The organism is Rhizobium sp. CNPSo 3670, assembly GCF_057784555.1.
The window spans coordinates 229,789-246,366 of the sequence record NZ_JBXSOL010000006.1 but is presented as its reverse complement, the minus strand read 5'-3'; the positions used below and the strand labels follow the sequence as shown (position 1 = coordinate 246,366).

Below are 16,578 nucleotides of genomic sequence, written 5' to 3'. Positions count from 1 at the left end.
GGATGCTTAGCCCTCAGCCGCAGCCTTCTCCCGCAGCAGCCGGCGGATGACCTTGCCGGTTGTCGTCAACGGCAATGACTCGACGAATTCCACCTCGCGCGGATATTCGTGCATCGAAAGCCGCATCTTCACCCATTCCCTGATTTCGGCGGCCAGCACCTCGCTCGGCGAATGATCGGGTGACAGCACGATATAGGCCTTGACGATCTCGGTGCGCACCGCATCGGGTTTGCCGACGGCCGCGGCAAGCTGCACGGCGGGATGGCCGATCAGGCAATCCTCGATCTCGGCCGGGCCGATGCGATATCCGGACGATGTGATGACGTCGTCGTCGCGGCCTTCGAAGGTGACGTAGCCGTCTTCGTCCTGCCGGCCGATGTCGCCGGTAAGCAGCCAGCCGTGGAGAAATTTTCGTTCGGTCGCCGCCGCGTCGTTCCAATAGCCGAGGAACATGACGGGATCGGGACTGGCGATAGCGATCTGACCGGATTCGCCCGCCGGCAGTTCGTCGCCGGCCTCGCTGACGATCGCGACACGATGGCCGGGCACCGCGCGTCCGATAGCGCCGGCCTTGGTGACGCCAAAGGCGGCACTCGACGACAGCACGAAATTGCATTCCGTCTGGCCGTAGAATTCGTTGACGGTGATGCCGAGTGTGCGCTGCGCCCAATCATAGGTCTCGCGGCCGAGTGCTTCTCCCGCCGAGCCGATGGTGCGCAGCACCAGATCATATTTCGACCTGGGGTCGGAAACCGACCGCATCAGCCGAAGCGCCGTCGGTGGAATGAAGGCATTGCGCACCTTCATCTCTGCCATGATCCGATAGGCCATCTCGGCATCGAATTTCTGCGCCGGCGACGAGACCACGGGGACGCCGAGCAGAAGGCTCGGCAGCAACGCGTTGAGCAGCCCGCCGGCCCAGGCCCAGTCGGACGGGGTCCAGACCTTGTCGCCCGCCTTGGGAAACCCTTCATGGGCGAACTGCATGCCGGGGGCATGCCCGGGCAGAACACGGTGGCCATGCAATGCGCCCTTGGGCGACCCCGTCGTGCCCGAGGTGAAGATCATCAGCGCCGGATCGTCGGGCGTTGTCTTCTCTCCCTCGAAGACCGGCGCATGCGAGGCGGTCAGATCGGCAAAGGAGAGGGCGTCGGCAGCGTCGCTGACGCTGATCATTTGTCGCAGCTCCGGCAGGCGATCACGGATTTGCCGGACCCGATCAAGGCCGAAATCATTGGTGATGATTGCCGCCGCGCCTGAGATTCTGAGCCGATATTCAAGCGCCTCGACGCCGAACAGCAGCGCCAGTGGCAGGGCGATTGCACCCATTTTATAGATCGCGACGTGCGCAATCACGGTCTCGAAGGACTGGGGCATCAGCAGAGCGACACGATCGCCGCGCTTGATGCCGAGCGACGCCAGCGCATTGGCGAACATGGAGGAAGTACCGGAAAGCTCGCCATAGGTCAGCGAACGATGATTGCCGTCCGGACTGAAATGCTCCAGACAGACGCGCTCCGGATCTCGCACCGCCCATTCGTCGCTGACGGCGCGGCCGATATTGAAATCCTCCGGAATCCGCCAGGAAAAATCACGGTAGAGATCGCCATAACGATCGAAGGACGGCAGTCGCATGGTCGAAATCCGGTGAAATGCTGCACCAGCTAACACCTTGCGGCGCGGATACGCAAGCTGCAGGGAAAAACGGCAGATCACGCACCAGTGTGCGCATTGTCCGCAGATTGTTCATTCAGCCCCTGCGACTTTCGCGGTTGCGCACTAGATCATGAAACGCCGCGCGGGGTTATCTCAAGTCTTGGAGTTTTTCATGGAATACGTCAAATTCGGAAAGACCGGGCTCGAAGTCTCGAAAATCTGCCTCGGCTGTATGACTTTCGGTGATCCCGGCCGCGGCAATCACGCCTGGAGCCTGCGGGAAGAGGAAAGTCGGACGATGATCAAACAGGCGATCGACCTCGGCATCAATTTCCTCGACACCGCCAATACCTATTCCAACGGTTCCTCGGAGGAGATCGTCGGTCGTGCGATCAAAGACTTCGCCAAGCGCGAGGACATCGTGCTGGCGACCAAGGTGTTTAACCGCATGCGGCCGGGCCCGAACGGCGCCGGTCTGTCACGCAAAGCTATCTTCGACGAGATCGACAATAGCTTGCGCCGTCTCGGCACCGACTATGTCGACCTCTACCAGATCCATCGTTTCGACTATACGACGCCGATCGAGGAAACGCTGGAAGCGCTGCATGACATCGTCAAATCGGGCAAGGCGCGTTATATCGGCGCCTCGTCGATGTATGCTTGGCAATTCGCCAAGGCACTCTACATCTCTCGGCTGAACGGCTGGACCGAGTTCGTCAGCATGCAGAACCACCTGAACCTGCTTTACCGGGAAGAAGAGCGGGAAATGCTGCCCTTCTGCGAAGACCAGAAGATCGCCGTCATCCCCTGGAGCCCACTGGCTCGTGGCCGCCTGACCCGCGACTGGGACGAGACGACGGCGCGTAGCGAAACCGACGAATTCGGCAAGACGCTTTACACGCAGTCCGTCGATGCCGACCGCAAGATCGTCAATGCCGTCGCCGAAATCGCCGGAGCCCGCGGCATTTCCCGCGCCCAGGTCGCCACCGCCTGGATCCTGCAGAAGAACGTGGTCACTGCGCCGATCATCGGCGCATCCAAACCGAACCACCTGACGGACGCCGTTGCCTCGCTGTCGGTCAAACTCACCACCGAGGAAATCGCGGCACTCGAAGCGCCCTACATCCCGCACGCCATCGCAGGCTTCAATTAGCCGCCGGCATCTCGATCGGCAGACTGGCGTGGAGAGGATCGGAACATCGGCTTCGGCGCTCGGGACTATCTCCGGCTGGCGGGATCGAGCTGCCGACGCATCGTCACCAGGAACTGCTCGGCAAGTCCCCTGTCCTCGACGGCGCGCGCAAGAATCACGGCACCCATCATCGATGAGAGCGTCGTCGCGGCATTGGCGCGGCGCTCCTCTTCGGTCTCGCCCGGAACGATATCGGCAAGTGTGTCGACCAGTACGGACAACCCATCGCTGAAGGCCGCGCGGACCGCGCCGCGGCTACGGCTGACCTCCTGGATCAAGGTGGCGAATACGCAGCTGCCGCCTGGATCGTCAACAGTGCGCCAGTGGATATAATGGTCGAGAAGCGCTTGCAGCGGCCTGTCCGGAGACTCGGCAATATGTTCCTTCCAGCGCCTCTCGACCTTGTCGATCAGCTTGCGGCTGACCTCCAGCGCCAGTTCGTCCTTGGAGCCGAAATGGCCGTAGAAGCCGCCATGCGTCAGCCCCGCCGCCTTCATGATGTCGGCGACGCCGACACCGTCGAAACCGTTCTCGCGAAAGAGCACGCCGGCAACAGTGAGGATCCTCTCGCGGTTCTCGGCAAATTTTTCGCGGCTAACCCGCATCTTCATTCTCCAGAAATCGTCGCTTGACAAAATATATGATGTCCATCATGAATAAGCAAGAAATATGATGACCATCATGTAAGTTGGTTCTGTATCTTCCCCAACCTGAATTCGAATGGAATCCCCTCATGGTTTCAACAGTTCTTGCCTCCTCCCTTGCGCGGCGCAATATTCATTATGGTTGGGTCGTCGTTGCCGCGACCTTCCTGACCATGCTGGTGACGGCAGGCGCCATGGGCGCGCCCGGCGTCCTGATCAAACCGCTGCAGGACGAGTTCGGCTGGGAAACGTCGCAGATTTCCTCGGCTCTGGCGATTCGCTTGATCCTTTTCGGCTTCATGGGTCCGTTCGCTGCGGCCTTCATGAATTATTTCGGCGTCCGTAAGGTAATTGTCTTTGCGCTGGCGCTGATCGGCGCGGGCTTTGTCGGCTCGCTGTTCATGACCAAGCTTTGGCATCTGCTGGCGCTGTGGGGTGTCGTCGTCGGCTTCGGCACCGGCCTGACGGCGATGGTGCTGGCGGCGACGGTTTCGACGCGCTGGTTCGTCAAGCATCGCGGCCTTGTCGTCGGCATGCTCTCGGCAAGCTCGGCGACCGGGCAGCTCGTCTTCCTGCCGCTGATGGCGGAACTCACCGAACGTTACGGCTGGCGCGCCACCGTGTTCTTCGTCTGCGCCATGATCATGGCGGCCGCTCTTCTCGTCCTTCTCTTCATGCGCGACCGCCCCTCGGATGTGAACCTGCCATTATTGGGAGAAGCCCATGTGGCGCCGGCGCCGGCCCGAACGACGCTCGGCGCTGCGCTGATGACGCCGATCACCACGCTCCGTGAAATCTCGACGACCTCGACTTTCTGGATCTTGTTTGCCACCTTCTTCATCTGCGGTCTTAGCACCAACGGCCTGATCCAGACCCATTTCGTCACCCTCTGCGGCGATTTCGGCATCGTGCCGGTTGCCGCCGCCAGCGTGCTTGCCGTCATGGGCATTTTCGATTTCTTCGGCACCATCGGCTCTGGCTGGCTCTCCGACCGCTTCGACAATCGCTGGCTGCTGTTCTGGTATTACGGCCTGCGCGGTCTCTCGCTGCTCTATCTGCCGTTCAGCGATTTCAGCTTCTACGGCCTCTCCATCTTCGCCATCTTCTACGGCCTCGACTGGATCGCCACAGTGCCGCCCACCGTCAAGATCGCCGCCGATCGCTTTGGCCGCGAAAAGGCCGGTCTCGTCTTCGGCTGGGTCTTTGCCGGCCACCAGCTGGGCGCTGCCACGGCCGCCTATGGCGCCGGCCTGTCGCGCACGGAATTATCGAGCTACCTGCCCGCCTTCTTCGTCGCCGGTGCCTTCTGCCTGCTGGCTTCGATCCTGGCGATTACGCTGAAGAAGTCCGGGCTGCCCAGTGCGGCACCCGCCGCCGCTCATTGAGATCGACAGGATCCGGCCTCGTAACGAGGCCGGATTTCCCGCGGCATTGCCGCGATAACTTCGCTCTCCCGTCTTGCGCGCTCGCCCGCTCGCATGTTAGACACCCGCCTCGTCTGGATCCGTTGCCCCATTGGCGGAATTGGTAGACGCGCTCGACTCAAAATCGAGTTTCGAAAGAAGTGCTGGTTCGACCCCGGCATGGGGCACCAGCCTTCGCGCTGCGGAGCTTCGGCTCGGCGAGCCGAAGAGCAGCCAAGCGGAGGCTGTCGCGCCGTAGTTCCGTCAGGAACGAAGGCGGACTGTTCGACAATCTCCGGTTAGCTGCACCATCATCTCAAATGACTTTGTGTAGCCCCTACCTCTAAAGACCTAAGCGGGACTACGGAGCAAGTTTCGCCTCCGAGTGAAGCCTACTTGTTCTTCAGCAGCCACATCTTGCCGGCCATGGTAATGCCGTAGACATCCTTTGATGCATCATCATCCAGGTGCCGCCGCTCGAGGAAGCCCGGCTCTTTCAACTCGCCGAGCGTCTTTGCCGTGACCGATTTCACTTTCTGCGGCCGTTCTTTCCACCGGTCGGTTTTTGCGTAGGTCACCGTCGCGTTCTGATGCGTCCATTTATTGGCCGGCTGAGGATAGAGATCGCCATCCCTGGCGAGTTTGAGTGCGGTGATCTGGGATGGGGTAAGCTCAATCATATCGAAAATCCTGTGCCGGGTTCTTTGCGCTTGAAATGCGCTCCGAGCGAAGGGGCTCATAACATCGACTGATCACGTCCGCCACCGCATTGAGCTGTCCGTGCCGCGAAAGGCGAAAACCCGGCTTGTCGAAGCCGGGCTTCGTCTTTGCCGCGGATTTTCGTCAATAGCAGCGCCTGACCGTCCTGGTCACCTCGCCTTCATCGGTCTGGCGCGTGACACTCCTGGTTTCGCAGCCATCATGCCGATAGCGGCGGTGCTCACGTTCACGCACAGCACCGAAAGTGACGCCGCGCTCACTGATGGTGATGCCGGGCCGTACCCGCTCCTGGCGATAATCGTCGTCATAGGAACGCTCCCTGACATAGACGCTATCGGCAAGCACCGGCGCTGCAAACGAGCAGGCGGCAAGGGCCGCCACAGCACAGTTCAGGATGATCTTCCGCATATCCTTTCTCCTTCTCTTGATGAAAAGGCAACGACCCAAGACGCAAGTGGTTCCAGCATCAGCAACAGCTCGTTCATGCCGCGAGCAGTCGCAGGCCCATTATTTCCGACTGAATAATGCCCCCGTCGGCAGCCGCAAAACGCAAATCAACTATTTAATTTTGCTTGCGCTTCGTCCAAGGTGGCGGCCGTTACCATCAGGCGAGGGCAGACGTGCATCAGGAAGTGGGACTCATCGCAACGGTCGCCGTTAGTTTCGTTTTCGCGGCGATCCTCGGCTACGGCGCCGACCGGCTTCGGCTGCCGCCGCTCGTCGGCTACCTGATGGCCGGCATCCTGATGGGACCGTTCACGCCAGGCTTCGTCGCCGATACCGCTCTTGCCGGCCAGCTCGCCGAAATGGGCGTCATCCTGCTGATGTTTGGCGTCGGCCTGCATTTTTCCGCCTCCGACCTGCTCGCTGTACGCGGGATCGCCGTGCCGGGCGCGATCGGCCGAATTGTCCTCGCGACGCTGCTGGGCATCGGCCTCTGCATGCTCTGGGGCTGGAGCCTTGGCGCCGGCGTCGTCTTCGGGCTCAGCCTCTCGGTGGCGAGTACGGTCGTGCTCCTGAAGGCGCTGGAGGAGCGCAATCTCGTCAATGCGCCAAGCGGGCGCGTCGCCGTCGGCTGGCTGATCGTCGAGGATCTGGTGATGGTGCTGGCGCTGGTGCTGCTGCCAGCGCTGGCAGAGCTTCTCGGCGGCCACGCCGTCGAGACCAATCACGGCCTCGGTGATCTGCCGCTGGCACTGACGATCGGACTGACCTTGTTCAAGGTGCTGGCCTTCGCCGCCATGGCGGTCTTCCTCGGCCCCCGTATCGTGCCCTGGCTGCTGACGATGATCGCGCGCACCGGCTCGCGCGAACTCTTCACACTGACGGTGCTGGCGATCGCGCTCGGCATCGCCTTCGGCTCGGCGGCGATTTTCGGCGTCTCCTTCGCGCTCGGCGCGTTTTTCGCCGGCGTCGTCATGAGCGAATCCCAGCTCAGCCACAGAGCGGCGGCCGATTCGCTACCGTTGCAGAACGCCTTCTCCGTGCTGTTCTTCGTCTCGGTCGGCATGCTCTTCGACCCCTCGATCCTGGTGCGCCAGCCGCTGGCGGTGATCGGCGCCCTGGCGCTCGTCATTGTCGGCAAGGCCGTCATCACCTTCGCCATCGTCATGCTGCTGCGATATCCGATCGGCATGGGGCTGACCTTGGCCGGCGGCCTTGCCCAGATCGGCGAATTTTCCTTCATCCTCGCCGGCCTCGGCGTCTCGCTCGGGCTGCTGCCGCATGAAGGCCAGGATCTCATGCTGGCTGCAGCGATCCTGTCGATCACGCTCAACCCGATCGTGATCATCGCAACCGAGGGCTTGAAGAAATATATCCATGCGCAATGGCCCTCCGTCTTCGAAAGCTTCGGTAGAAAGAGGCAGATTACGCTCGGCAAGGAACTGGAAAAGATCAGGGCGCTCGGCGAGGAACGCGAACGCCAGCATCAGCTGAAGATGCAGCAGCTGATCGAAACCTTTCCGCTGTTCACCCAGGTCGGGGAGGATGCGCAGGAAGAGCTGCTGCTGCTCTTCAAGGCGAAGTCGGCTCCCCCTGGCGAACGTGTCATTCGTCGCGGCGATCGCGGCGACAGCATGTACTTCATCTCCTCAGGCGCGGTCGAAGTGCGCCTAGCCAGCGGCGCGATCCGCCTGGAGCCGGGCGCCTTCTTCGGGGAGATGGCATTGCTGAGCGGCGGAAGGCGTACGGCCGACGTCATCGCCGTTGACTTCTGTCAATTCGAAGTGCTCGAGCGGCGTGATTTCAATATGTTCATGTCGCATCACCCCAACTTGCGCGCCATCGTCAGCGAAATGGCGCAAAAACGCACGGAAATGAACGTCCTGCGTCAGCAATGGGAAAAGTCGATGGATCTGTCCTGAGGGCGCGGGGCTCGTCTCAACCCGCCGGCCAATAGGCGTCAGAGCGGAAATCGTCCGGGATCGGGTCGAGCCGCGACAAGGTCTCGGCTGCGAAATCGATCTGCAGCGACAGGTATTTCAGGGAGGCCAGCATCGGCACGCCGGTGGCAAATTCCCGGATGCGGGAAGGGTGATAACCACTTTCCTTGAGCCGCCGGTTCGCTTCCCGGCGCACATCTTCCCGGCTCGGTCCCGAACCCGCTTCGGCCCGGTCATTCATCTGCGCGGCCCGCCCAAGGCCGCCTTCGATCACTTTGAACATTCTCATGCCACCCTGCACGTCGACCACGTAAACCTTGCCCTAGAATGGCCGATTCGCAATCCCATGAAATCCTGGGAGAGGCGGCGACGCCTCCGCATCACAAAATTTTTAGACGGCGGTGGCACGAAGGACACGGGCGAGCATTTACAGCGCCGCATACGACCCCTAAAGCTTTTTGCACCGCAATAGGAAAGGAATGGAATGCTTCGCAGACTTTACGACTGGACCATGTCTCTGGCCTCGCGCAAATCGGCCGAAGTCTGGCTCGCCGTCATCGCCTTCGTCGAAAGCTCCATCTTTCTCGTTCCCGCCGACGTGCTTTTCCTGCCGATGGCACTTGCCAAGCCGGAACGCTCCTATCGCTATGCACTAATCGCTACCGTTGCTTCCGTGCTCGGCGGCATTGCCGGCTGGGCGCTCGGCTATTACGCCTACGAGACGGTGGCGCGGCCGATTCTCGAATTCTACGGCAAATTCGATGATTTCGAACAGCTGCGAAACTCGATCCATGGCGAATGGGAAATTTTGCTTCTGTTTTTGGTGACCTCCGGCTTGGCCCATCTGCCGCCGATCAAGGTCGTGACCATTATGGCGGGCGCCATCGGTATAAATCTGAGCTTCTTTGTCATTTCCGCCATTGTCGCTCGCGGCGCCCGGTTCCTACTTTTGGCTTGGCTGCTGCGTCGCTATGGCGAACCGATCCGCGATTTCATCGAGAAGCGTCTCGGCCAGATCGTAGGTGTCGGTGCTGCCGTGCTGATTATGCTCGGTATCGCCTACAAACTACTTGCTCACTAGGCCCACTTTGCGGAGTTCCGCCATGACTGCCACTTCCTCGCCGCTCGCCCGCCCCGGCTTTATCTATTCCATATTGCTTGCTATCGGCATGGCGGCGGTGGTTGGCGCCGCTCTTGGATTTCAATATATGGGCGGCTATATTCCCTGCGCACTCTGCCTGCTGCAGCGCCAGCCCTATTATTATGCCATCCCGATCGCCATTCTCGCTGCCATCTGCGAGCTTGCCGGTCTGCCGAACTGGATTTCCCGTGCAATGCTGCTCGCTGCCGGCATCCTGATGCTGGTGACCGCCGGCATGGGCGTCTATCACGCCGGCGTGGAATGGCATTTCTGGCCGGGGCCGGCGACCTGCTCGACGACCGCAAACAGCATGACGAGCAACGCCGGCGATCTGCTGACCGAGCTCAATACGATCAAAGGCCCATCCTGCACCGATGCAGCGCTCAGGGTGCTTGGCCTGTCTTTCGCAGGCTGGAACGTGATCGCCGGCATTCTGCTCGCAGCTTTCGCCTTCGTCGGCGTCCGCAAATCTGCGTGAGGTGAGCCTATCAGGGCTGCAGTTCGGTATCCCAATAGAGATAGTCGAGCCAGCTTTCATGCAGATAGTTGGGCGGAAACAGCCGGCCATTATTGTGCAGATCCTGCACCGTCGGCTGATAGGGCTTCTGCGACGGGAACATGCCCGCCTGCTTCGGAAGCTTGCTGCCCTTGCGCAGATTGCAGGGCGAGCAGGCCGCCACGACATTCTCCCAGGTCGTCTCGCCGCCATGGGCGCGCGGGATGACGTGGTCGAAAGTCAGGTCGTCGTTCGAGCCGCAATACTGGCACTCGAACCGGTCGCGCAGGAAGACATTGAACCGGGTGAAAGCCGGATTGCGGGATGGCTGAACGTAAGTCTTCAGGCATACGACACTCGGAAGCCGCATCGAAAAGCTCGGTGAGGAAACCGAATGTTCATATTCCGCGATGATATTCACACGGTCGAGAAATACCGCCTTGATCGCGTCCTGCCAGGACCAGAGCGACAAGGGGTAATAACTCAGCGGCCGGTAGTCGGCGTTCAGGACGAGCGCCGGCAGGGCCTGCGGGGAGACTGCAATCGTCAAGGGACTCTCCTGATCGATTCGGCATCTGCACCTGTATATTAGGCCGGTTGTTACAGGATTGTGAAGTCCAATAAATTCAGAGGATAAAGGCAATTTGAAGAGTGTTGCCGATCAGCCGATCGGCAACATGTCGCGCCGCACTTTCGTGGCGTAATAGGCCCAGAAAAGCCGCGCCGCCACGGAGCGCCATGGCGACCAGATCTCCGAAAGCTTGGCAAGCGCCTTTGTTTGCGGCCGCGCCGCAAGTCCGAGCGCGGCGCCGACGGCATTCTGCAGCGCGACGTCCCCGGCCGGAAAGACATCGGCATGGCCGCCGCAGAACATCAGATAGACCTCCGCCGTCCACGGGCCGACGCCCTTCAGCGCTGTCAGCTCGCCAAGCGCTTCGTCCAGCGGCTTCAGGCAGAGTCCGGAGAGATCGAGGCGGCCGGAGACAACCGCTTCGGCGACCCGCGACAGCGTGTCGGCCTTGGCGCGCGACAGACCGAATTCCCGCCATGCCTCCGGCGCAAGCATCACGTAATCTTCAGCCGTCAGCGGGCCGTCTGCCGGCAGCATGCGCCGCCAGATCGCCTCGGCGCTGTCGCGCGAGACCATTTGCGAGACGATGATATGGGCAAGGCCGGCAAAACCGGGTTCGCGCAAGCGTAGTGGAACCGGCCCTGCATCCGCCGCGATTGGTGCAAGGCGCGGATCGAGACGCATCAATGCTTCGAGCCCCAGCTTGACGTCATCGTCGTTGCGAATGATCTGCACGCGTCCTCCCAGTGGTTCGAAACGAAAATCCGTGGCAGAAGAAAGCATGACCACGAGCGAGCGTCAAAAACCTGTCTTTCGTTTTGCGCCGAGTCCGAACGGATCGCTGCACCTCGGCCACGCGCTGTCGGCCTTTCTGAATCGCGACATGGCCGAAAGCGAAAACGGCCGGCTGCTGCTGCGCATCGAGGATATCGACCAGACGCGCTGCACGCCTGAATTAGAGGCCGGCATTCTGAGGGACCTCGACTGGCTTGCCATCGACTGGGAAAGCCCGGTGCGGCGCCAATCGGAACATTTCCCGGAATATCAGGCGGCGCTCCACGCATTGATCGAACGCGACCTGGTCTACCCGGCCTTCCTGACGCGCGGCGAGGTGAAGGCGCGTGTCTCCGCCTACGAGGCAACAGGCCAATCCTGGCCGCGCGACCCCGATGGCACGCCGCATTACCCGCCGATTGATCGCGAGCGGCCTGAGGCCGAATGGCGGGACATCATCTCCTCGGGGAAAAAACATGCCTGGCGGCTCGATATGCGCAAGGCGCTAGACCTGATCGGCGAACTGCTGTTCTGGACCGAAACCGGCGACGGCAGGACGGGCGAGATCGCCGCCGAACCCGAGGTCTGGGGAGACGTCATCCTGTCTCGCTCGGATGCCCCCTCGAGTTATCATCTTTCGGTGGTCGTCGACGATGCGCTGCAGGGCGTCACCCATGTCGTACGCGGGCTCGACCTCTTTCACGCAACATCGGTGCACCGGTTGCTGCAGGTGCTGCTCGGCCTGCCGCAGCCCCTCTATCACCACCATCGTCTCATTCTCGACGCCAATGGCCGCAAGCTTTCGAAAAGCGAAGGTGACAGCGGCCTTGCCGAATTACGTGCCCAGGGCATGTCAGGGGCCGATATTCGCCGCCTTGTCGGGCTCTGACCGCCGCTCGACACGCTCTCTGCCGACGATCGAAAGTGTGTGGGAGAACATCCGGAAGACGCGGAACTTGATCAGCGCCGCGTTGATCTCTGCGCCGATGATGAAGATGACGCCGACCATGTAGAGGAAGATCAGCACGATCATCACCGAGGCGAGACCGGCATAGGTCGCGGTATAATTGGCGAAGGTCGCGAGATAATAGGCAAAGACCAACGCGCCGGCGAGCCACAGAAGCAGCGTCAGCAGCACGCCGGGAATGACGTCGAACACCCGCCGCTTGCCGGCCGGCAGCCACAGATGCATGACCAGCAGGCCGACGGTGAGGACGACAAGTGTGCCGTAGATGCGCCAACTGAAGACGACGTCGAGCGTATCGGCAAACAGCGGAAGCCACTTCCGGGCATAGTCGAGAGCCAATGGCACGGCCACCAACAGAATGCTGATCGCCGCGAAGATGATGACGGCAATCAGCACATAGCCGAGGCTGGCGAGGCGGGTGAAATACCACGGCCGCGTTTCCTGCACCCGGTAGGCACGGTTGAGCGAGATTCGAAGCGCTTCTACCCCGTTCGAGGCGAAATAGGCCGCCGCCAGCACCGAGATCGTCAGCAGTCCGCCGCGCTGAATGGTCAGGACCTGGAGCACCTGGTCGGCGAGCGGCTTGGCGATCGCTTCCGGCCAGGTGTCGAAGATCAGATGGATGGCGGTGGAGGAAAACTGATCGGCGCCGAGGAAGCTTGCAAGCGCCGTGCCGAAGATCAGGAAAGGGAAGACCGCAAGCAGGCTCGACAAAGCCACGTGGCTCGCCATCGCAAAGCCGTCATCCTCGACCATGTGACAGATCGCGTCATAGACCACGTCGTAGATCGTGCGCAGCACCTTCGGCATTCCGTCTCCGGGTTTCCAGATTGTATCCTCTGGCCGAATATGGGAAACGAGTCGCATTTTGTACAGGAATCATTCCATGGCGGAACAGCGCACAATCGTCGTCACCGGCTGTTCCTCCGGCATCGGCGCTTACTGCGCCCGGGCGCTGAAAGCCGACGGCTGGCGCGTCTTTGCAACGGTGCGCAAGGCGGACGATCTGCCGGCACTGGAAGCCGACGGCTTCGAAGCCTTCGTGATGGATTATGCCAGGGCCGACACCATCTCGGACCTGGCAGCCGCGGTCCTCAATCGCAGCGACGGCCGCATCGACGCGCTCTTCAACAACGGTGCCTATGGCCAGCCTGGTGCCGTCGAGGATCTGTCGACGGCGGCGCTGCGAGCGCAGTTCGAAGCGAACTTCTTCGGCTGGCACGAATTGACGCGGCAGCTCATTCCGTCGATGCGCAAACATGGTCGCGGACGGATCGTGCAATGCTCCTCCATTCTCGGCCTGGTTCCTTATCGCTATCGCGGTGCCTACACCGCCTCGAAATTTGCGCTCGAGGGCCTCAGCATAACCCTGCGCATGGAGCTCTCCGGCAGCGGCATCCATGTGAGCCTGATCGAGCCCGGGCCGATCGCCACGCGTTTCACCGCCAATGCGCTCGCAAAGTTCAAAGAAAACATCGACCTCGAGAATTCGCCGCACGCAGCCGATTATGCCAGACAGTTGGCGAGACTTGACGGCTCCGGGCCGGTCAACCGCCACAAACTTGGCCCGGACGCGGTCTATTCGGTGTTGAAAAACGCATTGAACTCGAAAAGACCAAGGCCACATTATCCTGTAACGACTCCGGCTAAACAGGGCATGCTCCTGAAGCGGCTGCTTCCGGCGGACCTCTTCTACAATCTGATGCGCTGGACCGATTGACCGAGAAAGTTGAATACCATGTCCACGGCCACCTATATCCTTGCGATCATCGTCATGGGCCTCGTCGCCCTCGTGCTGATCCGCGGCCTCTTCAACATGATGAAGGGCGGCGATGCCAACCGTTCCAACAAGCTGATGCAGCTTCGTGTGCTGCTGCAGGCCATCGCCGTCATCCTGATCATGATCACCCTCTGGATCACCGGCGGCGGCCGGCCGACGTGAGGAAAGCGTAGTGGAGGTTCTTGATGACGAATGGGAATGACAGAGCCGAGGTGATGCCGGATGAGGTGTCTCTCCAGGCAGCGTCAGGTTTGTCGAAAGGGCGAACTCCATTCTCCGTCATCCTCGGCCTTGAGCCGAGGATCCAAGCCGCGGCTGCTGGTGGGCGCCGCGTGGATGCTCGGGTCAAGCCCGAGCATGACGGAGGTCGGGGCGGCCGGACGTATCCACGATGCGGACGCGCATTGGAATCCTTTGACTTACCCCGCGTCGAGTCTGACCGCGGGTCGTGTGGCACGGCCACCTTCGCGTCTGGGGACGGTGCTACATGGTGAAACTCAACAGGATCTACACCAAAACCGGCGATGACGGCACGACCGGGCTGGTTTCCGGCCCGCGCCGGCTTAAGGACGATCTGCGCGTCGAAGCCTATGGCACGATCGACGAAGCCAATTCGGCGATCGGCCTGGCGCGGCTGCACACATCAGGCTTGCCCGAGCTCGACGCCATGCTGATGTCGATCCAGAACGACCTCTTCGATCTCGGCGCCGATCTCGCCACGCCCGATACCGGAGAGACGCCGGCCTACGAACCGCTGCGGATCGTCGAGACCCAAGTCGACCGCGTCGAGCGCGACATCGATCAGTTGAACTCCGGTCTCGAGCCGCTGAAATCCTTCATCCTGCCGGGCGGCAGTCCCGCTGCCGCACATCTGCATCTTGCCCGCACGATTGCGAGGCGCGCCGAACGTCTGATGGTGGCGCTTGCCCGCTGCGACGGTGAAATCGTCAGCGAGCCTGCAAGGAAATACGTCAATCGGCTCTCGGATTTCCTCTTCGTGGCGGCCCGTCACGCGAATGAACGCGGTCGTGCGGATGTGCTTTGGGTTCCGGGAAAAAACAGATAGGTTTGCCGCGATCACGATCGCCGGGGGGCCTTATGTTCATACCACTTCATGATGCCAATACGCTGAAGCATATCAAGGTTCAGTGGGTGACCCTGGCTTTGATCATCCTGAATGTCGCGGTCTGGCTCTTCACCAGCCTGGAGAGCGAACTGGCAGCCCAGGCGACGACGGTCGGCCTCGGCTTCATCCCGGCGATCGCCTTCGGGCACGCCCAATTGGCACTGGGATTGGAAATCGTGCCGGAACCGCTCACCTATCTCACCTATGCCTTCGTCCATACCGGCTTCTGGCATCTGGCCTCCAACATGGTCTTCCTCTGGGTCTTTGGCGACAATGTCGAGGACGCGATGGGGCATATGCGTTTCCTGCTTTTCTACCTCCTCTGCGCCGCTGCCGGCGCCCTTTGCCACGGGCTGCTGACGGCGACGTCGGAAGCACCGCTGGTCGGCGCTTCCGGGGCGATCTCCGGCGTCATTGCCGCCTATGTCATGCTGCATCCGCGCGTCAGGGTCTGGGTGCTGGTGTTCCTACGTGTGCCCTTGCCCCTGCCGGCCTTCGTGCCGCTGCTTTTGTGGATCGGACAACAATTCTTCATGCTGGCGATTGCGCCGGATGGCGATGTTTCCTGGGGCGCCCATGTCGGCGGCATCCTTGCCGGTGCCCTGCTGATTCTCGTCCTGCGCCGTCCAGGCGTGCCGCTCTTCGACCGTGAAATCGTAACGCCCCGCGCCGTAAGGGATGAAGCCGGCGCCGTTGCGGCCGGCACGGGCGGCCGCAACGAGCAGCGTCTTCCCTGGGGTCGAGACCGGCGTTGACCGATATATTGACGTGTACGTAAACGTCCATATATTGCCGAGGCGATTCCCTGCCGGCATCATGCAAGCGTTGTATTTGGAGGAAAAACGCGTATCCATGTCGCCATTCGACAATCGAAGCGGCGCCTGAGCGCGCATTTTCCTAAAAACTCGTGAAACCAGTTTCTCTTGAAGGAAGGCTCCCATGAAGATTCTCGTGCCCGTCAAGCGGGTTGTCGACTACAACGTGAAGATCCGGGTGAAGCCGGATGGCACAGGTGTCGAGCTTGCCAATGTGAAGATGTCGATGAACCCGTTCGACGAGATCTCGGTGGAAGAGGCGCTGAGATTGAAGGAAGCCGGCAAGGCGGAAGAAGTGGTGGTGGTGTCGATCGGCCCGGCCAAGGCCGAGGAAACGCTGCGCACGGCGCTCGCCATGGGCGCCGACCGGGCGATCCTGGTCGAAACCGATGATCAGGTCGAGCCTCTGGCCGTCGCCAAAATCCTCAAGGGTGTGGCCGATGCCGAGCAGCCTAGCCTTATCATCGTCGGCAAACAGGCGATCGACGACGATTCGAACCAGACCGGCCAGATGCTGGCGGCATTGCTGGGCTCGGCCCAGGCGACCTTCGCCTCGAAGATCGAGATCGAATCTGCCGTCCCTGGGGGCAAGGCTCAGGTCACCCGCGAGGTCGATGGCGGCCTGCAGACGATCGAGATCAAGCTGCCGGCGGTCATCACCACCGATCTCAGACTGAACGAGCCGCGTTACGCCTCGCTGCCGAACATCATGAAGGCGAAGAAGAAGCCGCTCGACAAGAAGAGCCCTGCCGATTTCGGCGTCGACACGACGCCGCGGCTGAAGGTGCTGAAGACCGAGGAGCCGTCCGGCCGCAAGGCCGGCGTCAAGGTCAAGTCGGTCGCCGAACTCGTCGACAAGCTGAAGAACGAAGCCGGCGTGCTGTAATCGGGCTGGAACAGGAGCAACTA

The 16,578-nt window shown here is 61.2% G+C and carries 19 protein-coding genes and 1 tRNA gene; 12 read left to right on the top strand and 8 right to left on the bottom strand.

The features are described 5' to 3' along the window. Window positions 1-6: 6 nt before the first annotated feature. Window positions 7-1,635: an AMP-binding protein gene (locus AC13QO_RS08740; RefSeq protein ID WP_488540460.1), complete on the bottom strand. Its 1,629-nt coding sequence runs from the start codon at window positions 1,633-1,635 to the stop codon at window positions 7-9. A gap of 193 nt (window positions 1,636-1,828) precedes the next feature. Here AC13QO_RS08740 and AC13QO_RS08735 point away from each other — a divergent pair, with 193 nt between their 5' ends. Continuing rightward, entirely contained in the window at window positions 1,829-2,809 is a 981-nt protein-coding gene (locus AC13QO_RS08735; protein WP_488540459.1) for an aldo/keto reductase, read from the top strand. A gap of 65 nt (window positions 2,810-2,874) precedes the next feature. On the opposite strand, the gene AC13QO_RS08730 is transcribed toward AC13QO_RS08735, so the two are convergent. Continuing rightward, on the bottom strand, window positions 2,875-3,453 hold the full coding sequence (locus tag AC13QO_RS08730) for a TetR/AcrR family transcriptional regulator (RefSeq protein ID WP_488540458.1): 579 nt from the start codon (window positions 3,451-3,453) through the stop codon (window positions 2,875-2,877). Between the two features lie 128 nt (window positions 3,454-3,581). Between AC13QO_RS08730 and AC13QO_RS08725 the strand changes: the two genes are divergently transcribed. Beyond that, a complete protein-coding gene (locus tag AC13QO_RS08725) occupies window positions 3,582-4,877 on the top strand; it encodes an MFS transporter (protein ID WP_488540457.1) in 1,296 nt (431 codons plus the stop codon). Window positions 4,878-5,001: 124 nt separating this feature from the next. After that, window positions 5,002-5,086, top strand: a tRNA-Leu gene (locus AC13QO_RS08720). A gap of 201 nt (window positions 5,087-5,287) precedes the next feature. Here AC13QO_RS08720 and AC13QO_RS08715 read toward each other — a convergent pair. After that, on the bottom strand, window positions 5,288-5,575 hold the full coding sequence (locus tag AC13QO_RS08715) for a hypothetical protein (protein WP_488540456.1): 288 nt from the start codon (window positions 5,573-5,575) through the stop codon (window positions 5,288-5,290). A 163-nt stretch (window positions 5,576-5,738) separates the two neighbouring features. Beyond that, window positions 5,739-6,023, bottom strand: a complete 285-nt coding sequence (locus AC13QO_RS08710; protein WP_434711532.1) for a hypothetical protein — start codon at window positions 6,021-6,023, stop codon at window positions 5,739-5,741. Window positions 6,024-6,235: 212 nt separating this feature from the next. On the opposite strand from AC13QO_RS08710, the gene AC13QO_RS08705 reads away from it, so the two are divergent. Further along, on the top strand, window positions 6,236-7,981 hold the full coding sequence (locus tag AC13QO_RS08705; RefSeq protein WP_488540455.1) for a cation:proton antiporter domain-containing protein: 1,746 nt from the start codon (window positions 6,236-6,238) through the stop codon (window positions 7,979-7,981). A gap of 16 nt (window positions 7,982-7,997) precedes the next feature. Here AC13QO_RS08705 and AC13QO_RS08700 read toward each other — a convergent pair whose 3' ends face one another. Beyond that, complete coding sequence (locus AC13QO_RS08700) at window positions 7,998-8,288, bottom strand: hypothetical protein (RefSeq protein ID WP_097601627.1); 291 nt, start codon at window positions 8,286-8,288, stop codon at window positions 7,998-8,000. Between the two features lie 195 nt (window positions 8,289-8,483). On the opposite strand from AC13QO_RS08700, the gene AC13QO_RS08695 reads away from it, so the two are divergent. After that, the gene (locus tag AC13QO_RS08695; protein WP_488540454.1) at window positions 8,484-9,080 is read left to right on the top strand and encodes a YqaA family protein; all 597 of its coding nucleotides are present in this window, start codon (window positions 8,484-8,486) and stop codon (window positions 9,078-9,080) included. Window positions 9,081-9,102: 22 nt separating this feature from the next. Beyond that, window positions 9,103-9,618 (top strand): disulfide bond formation protein B, encoded by a 516-nt coding sequence (locus AC13QO_RS08690; protein WP_488540453.1) that lies wholly within the window; start codon window positions 9,103-9,105, stop codon window positions 9,616-9,618. 10 nt (window positions 9,619-9,628) lie between these two features. Here the strand turns inward: AC13QO_RS08690 and AC13QO_RS08685 are convergent, their stop codons facing one another. Both AC13QO_RS08685 and AC13QO_RS08680 read right to left on the bottom strand, forming a co-directional pair. Further along, the gene (locus tag AC13QO_RS08685; protein ID WP_285196102.1) at window positions 9,629-10,186 is read right to left on the bottom strand and encodes an HNH endonuclease; all 558 of its coding nucleotides are present in this window, start codon (window positions 10,184-10,186) and stop codon (window positions 9,629-9,631) included. Between the two features lie 111 nt (window positions 10,187-10,297). Continuing rightward, on the bottom strand, window positions 10,298-10,990 hold the full coding sequence (locus AC13QO_RS08680) for a DNA-3-methyladenine glycosylase family protein (protein ID WP_488540452.1): 693 nt from the start codon (window positions 10,988-10,990) through the stop codon (window positions 10,298-10,300). Here AC13QO_RS08680 and gluQRS point away from each other — a divergent pair. Continuing rightward, entirely contained in the window at window positions 10,989-11,870 is an 882-nt protein-coding gene (gluQRS, locus tag AC13QO_RS08675; protein WP_488540451.1) for a tRNA glutamyl-Q(34) synthetase GluQRS, read from the top strand. The genes AC13QO_RS08680 and gluQRS overlap by 2 nt on opposite strands. Here the strand turns inward: gluQRS and AC13QO_RS08670 are convergent. Beyond that, window positions 11,835-12,758: a YihY/virulence factor BrkB family protein gene (locus tag AC13QO_RS08670; protein WP_085779623.1), complete on the bottom strand. Its 924-nt coding sequence runs from the start codon at window positions 12,756-12,758 to the stop codon at window positions 11,835-11,837. The genes gluQRS and AC13QO_RS08670 overlap by 36 nt on opposite strands. A gap of 76 nt (window positions 12,759-12,834) precedes the next feature. On the opposite strand from AC13QO_RS08670, the gene AC13QO_RS08665 reads away from it, so the two are divergent. The 5 genes from AC13QO_RS08665 to AC13QO_RS08645 all read left to right on the top strand — a co-directional run bounded on the left by AC13QO_RS08665 (window position 12,835) and on the right by AC13QO_RS08645 (window position 16,555). Then, the gene (locus tag AC13QO_RS08665; RefSeq protein WP_488540450.1) at window positions 12,835-13,668 is read left to right on the top strand and encodes an SDR family oxidoreductase; all 834 of its coding nucleotides are present in this window, start codon (window positions 12,835-12,837) and stop codon (window positions 13,666-13,668) included. Between the two features lie 18 nt (window positions 13,669-13,686). Next, window positions 13,687-13,890, top strand: coding sequence for a twin transmembrane helix small protein (locus AC13QO_RS08660; RefSeq protein WP_085779625.1), 204 nt, complete (start codon window positions 13,687-13,689; stop codon window positions 13,888-13,890). A gap of 325 nt (window positions 13,891-14,215) precedes the next feature. Next, window positions 14,216-14,794 (top strand): cob(I)yrinic acid a,c-diamide adenosyltransferase, encoded by a 579-nt coding sequence (locus AC13QO_RS08655; protein WP_488540449.1) that lies wholly within the window; start codon window positions 14,216-14,218, stop codon window positions 14,792-14,794. A gap of 32 nt (window positions 14,795-14,826) precedes the next feature. After that, window positions 14,827-15,609, top strand: a complete 783-nt coding sequence (locus AC13QO_RS08650) for a rhomboid family intramembrane serine protease (protein WP_488540448.1) — start codon at window positions 14,827-14,829, stop codon at window positions 15,607-15,609. Window positions 15,610-15,793: 184 nt separating this feature from the next. Next, window positions 15,794-16,555 (top strand): electron transfer flavoprotein subunit beta/FixA family protein, encoded by a 762-nt coding sequence (locus AC13QO_RS08645; RefSeq protein WP_488540447.1) that lies wholly within the window; start codon window positions 15,794-15,796, stop codon window positions 16,553-16,555. Window positions 16,556-16,578 lie beyond the last annotated feature (23 nt).

What these genes read in the sequence shown, in the direction of transcription:
- AC13QO_RS08740 (WP_488540460.1), bottom strand. Translation starts at nt 1,635, where the DNA reads ATGCGACTGCCGTCCTTCGATCGTTATGGCGATCTCTACCGTGATTTT.
- AC13QO_RS08735 (WP_488540459.1), top strand. Translation starts at nt 1,829, where the DNA reads ATGGAATACGTCAAATTCGGAAAGACCGGGCTCGAAGTCTCGAAAATC.
- AC13QO_RS08730 (WP_488540458.1), bottom strand. Translation starts at nt 3,453, where the DNA reads ATGCGGGTTAGCCGCGAAAAATTTGCCGAGAACCGCGAGAGGATCCTC.
- AC13QO_RS08725 (WP_488540457.1), top strand. Translation starts at nt 3,582, where the DNA reads ATGGTTTCAACAGTTCTTGCCTCCTCCCTTGCGCGGCGCAATATTCAT.
- AC13QO_RS08715 (WP_488540456.1), bottom strand. Translation starts at nt 5,575, where the DNA reads ATGATTGAGCTTACCCCATCCCAGATCACCGCACTCAAACTCGCCAGG.
- AC13QO_RS08710 (WP_434711532.1), bottom strand. Translation starts at nt 6,023, where the DNA reads ATGCGGAAGATCATCCTGAACTGTGCTGTGGCGGCCCTTGCCGCCTGC.
- AC13QO_RS08700 (WP_097601627.1), bottom strand. Translation starts at nt 8,288, where the DNA reads ATGAGAATGTTCAAAGTGATCGAAGGCGGCCTTGGGCGGGCCGCGCAG.
- AC13QO_RS08695 (WP_488540454.1), top strand. Translation starts at nt 8,484, where the DNA reads ATGCTTCGCAGACTTTACGACTGGACCATGTCTCTGGCCTCGCGCAAA.
- AC13QO_RS08690 (WP_488540453.1), top strand. Translation starts at nt 9,103, where the DNA reads ATGACTGCCACTTCCTCGCCGCTCGCCCGCCCCGGCTTTATCTATTCC.
- gluQRS (WP_488540451.1), top strand. Translation starts at nt 10,989, where the DNA reads ATGACCACGAGCGAGCGTCAAAAACCTGTCTTTCGTTTTGCGCCGAGT.
- AC13QO_RS08680 (WP_488540452.1), bottom strand. Translation starts at nt 10,990, where the DNA reads ATGCTTTCTTCTGCCACGGATTTTCGTTTCGAACCACTGGGAGGACGC.
- AC13QO_RS08670 (WP_085779623.1), bottom strand. Translation starts at nt 12,758, where the DNA reads ATGCCGAAGGTGCTGCGCACGATCTACGACGTGGTCTATGACGCGATC.
- AC13QO_RS08665 (WP_488540450.1), top strand. Translation starts at nt 12,835, where the DNA reads ATGGCGGAACAGCGCACAATCGTCGTCACCGGCTGTTCCTCCGGCATC.
- AC13QO_RS08660 (WP_085779625.1), top strand. Translation starts at nt 13,687, where the DNA reads ATGTCCACGGCCACCTATATCCTTGCGATCATCGTCATGGGCCTCGTC.
- AC13QO_RS08655 (WP_488540449.1), top strand. Translation starts at nt 14,216, where the DNA reads ATGGTGAAACTCAACAGGATCTACACCAAAACCGGCGATGACGGCACG.
- AC13QO_RS08650 (WP_488540448.1), top strand. Translation starts at nt 14,827, where the DNA reads ATGTTCATACCACTTCATGATGCCAATACGCTGAAGCATATCAAGGTT.
- AC13QO_RS08645 (WP_488540447.1), top strand. Translation starts at nt 15,794, where the DNA reads ATGAAGATTCTCGTGCCCGTCAAGCGGGTTGTCGACTACAACGTGAAG.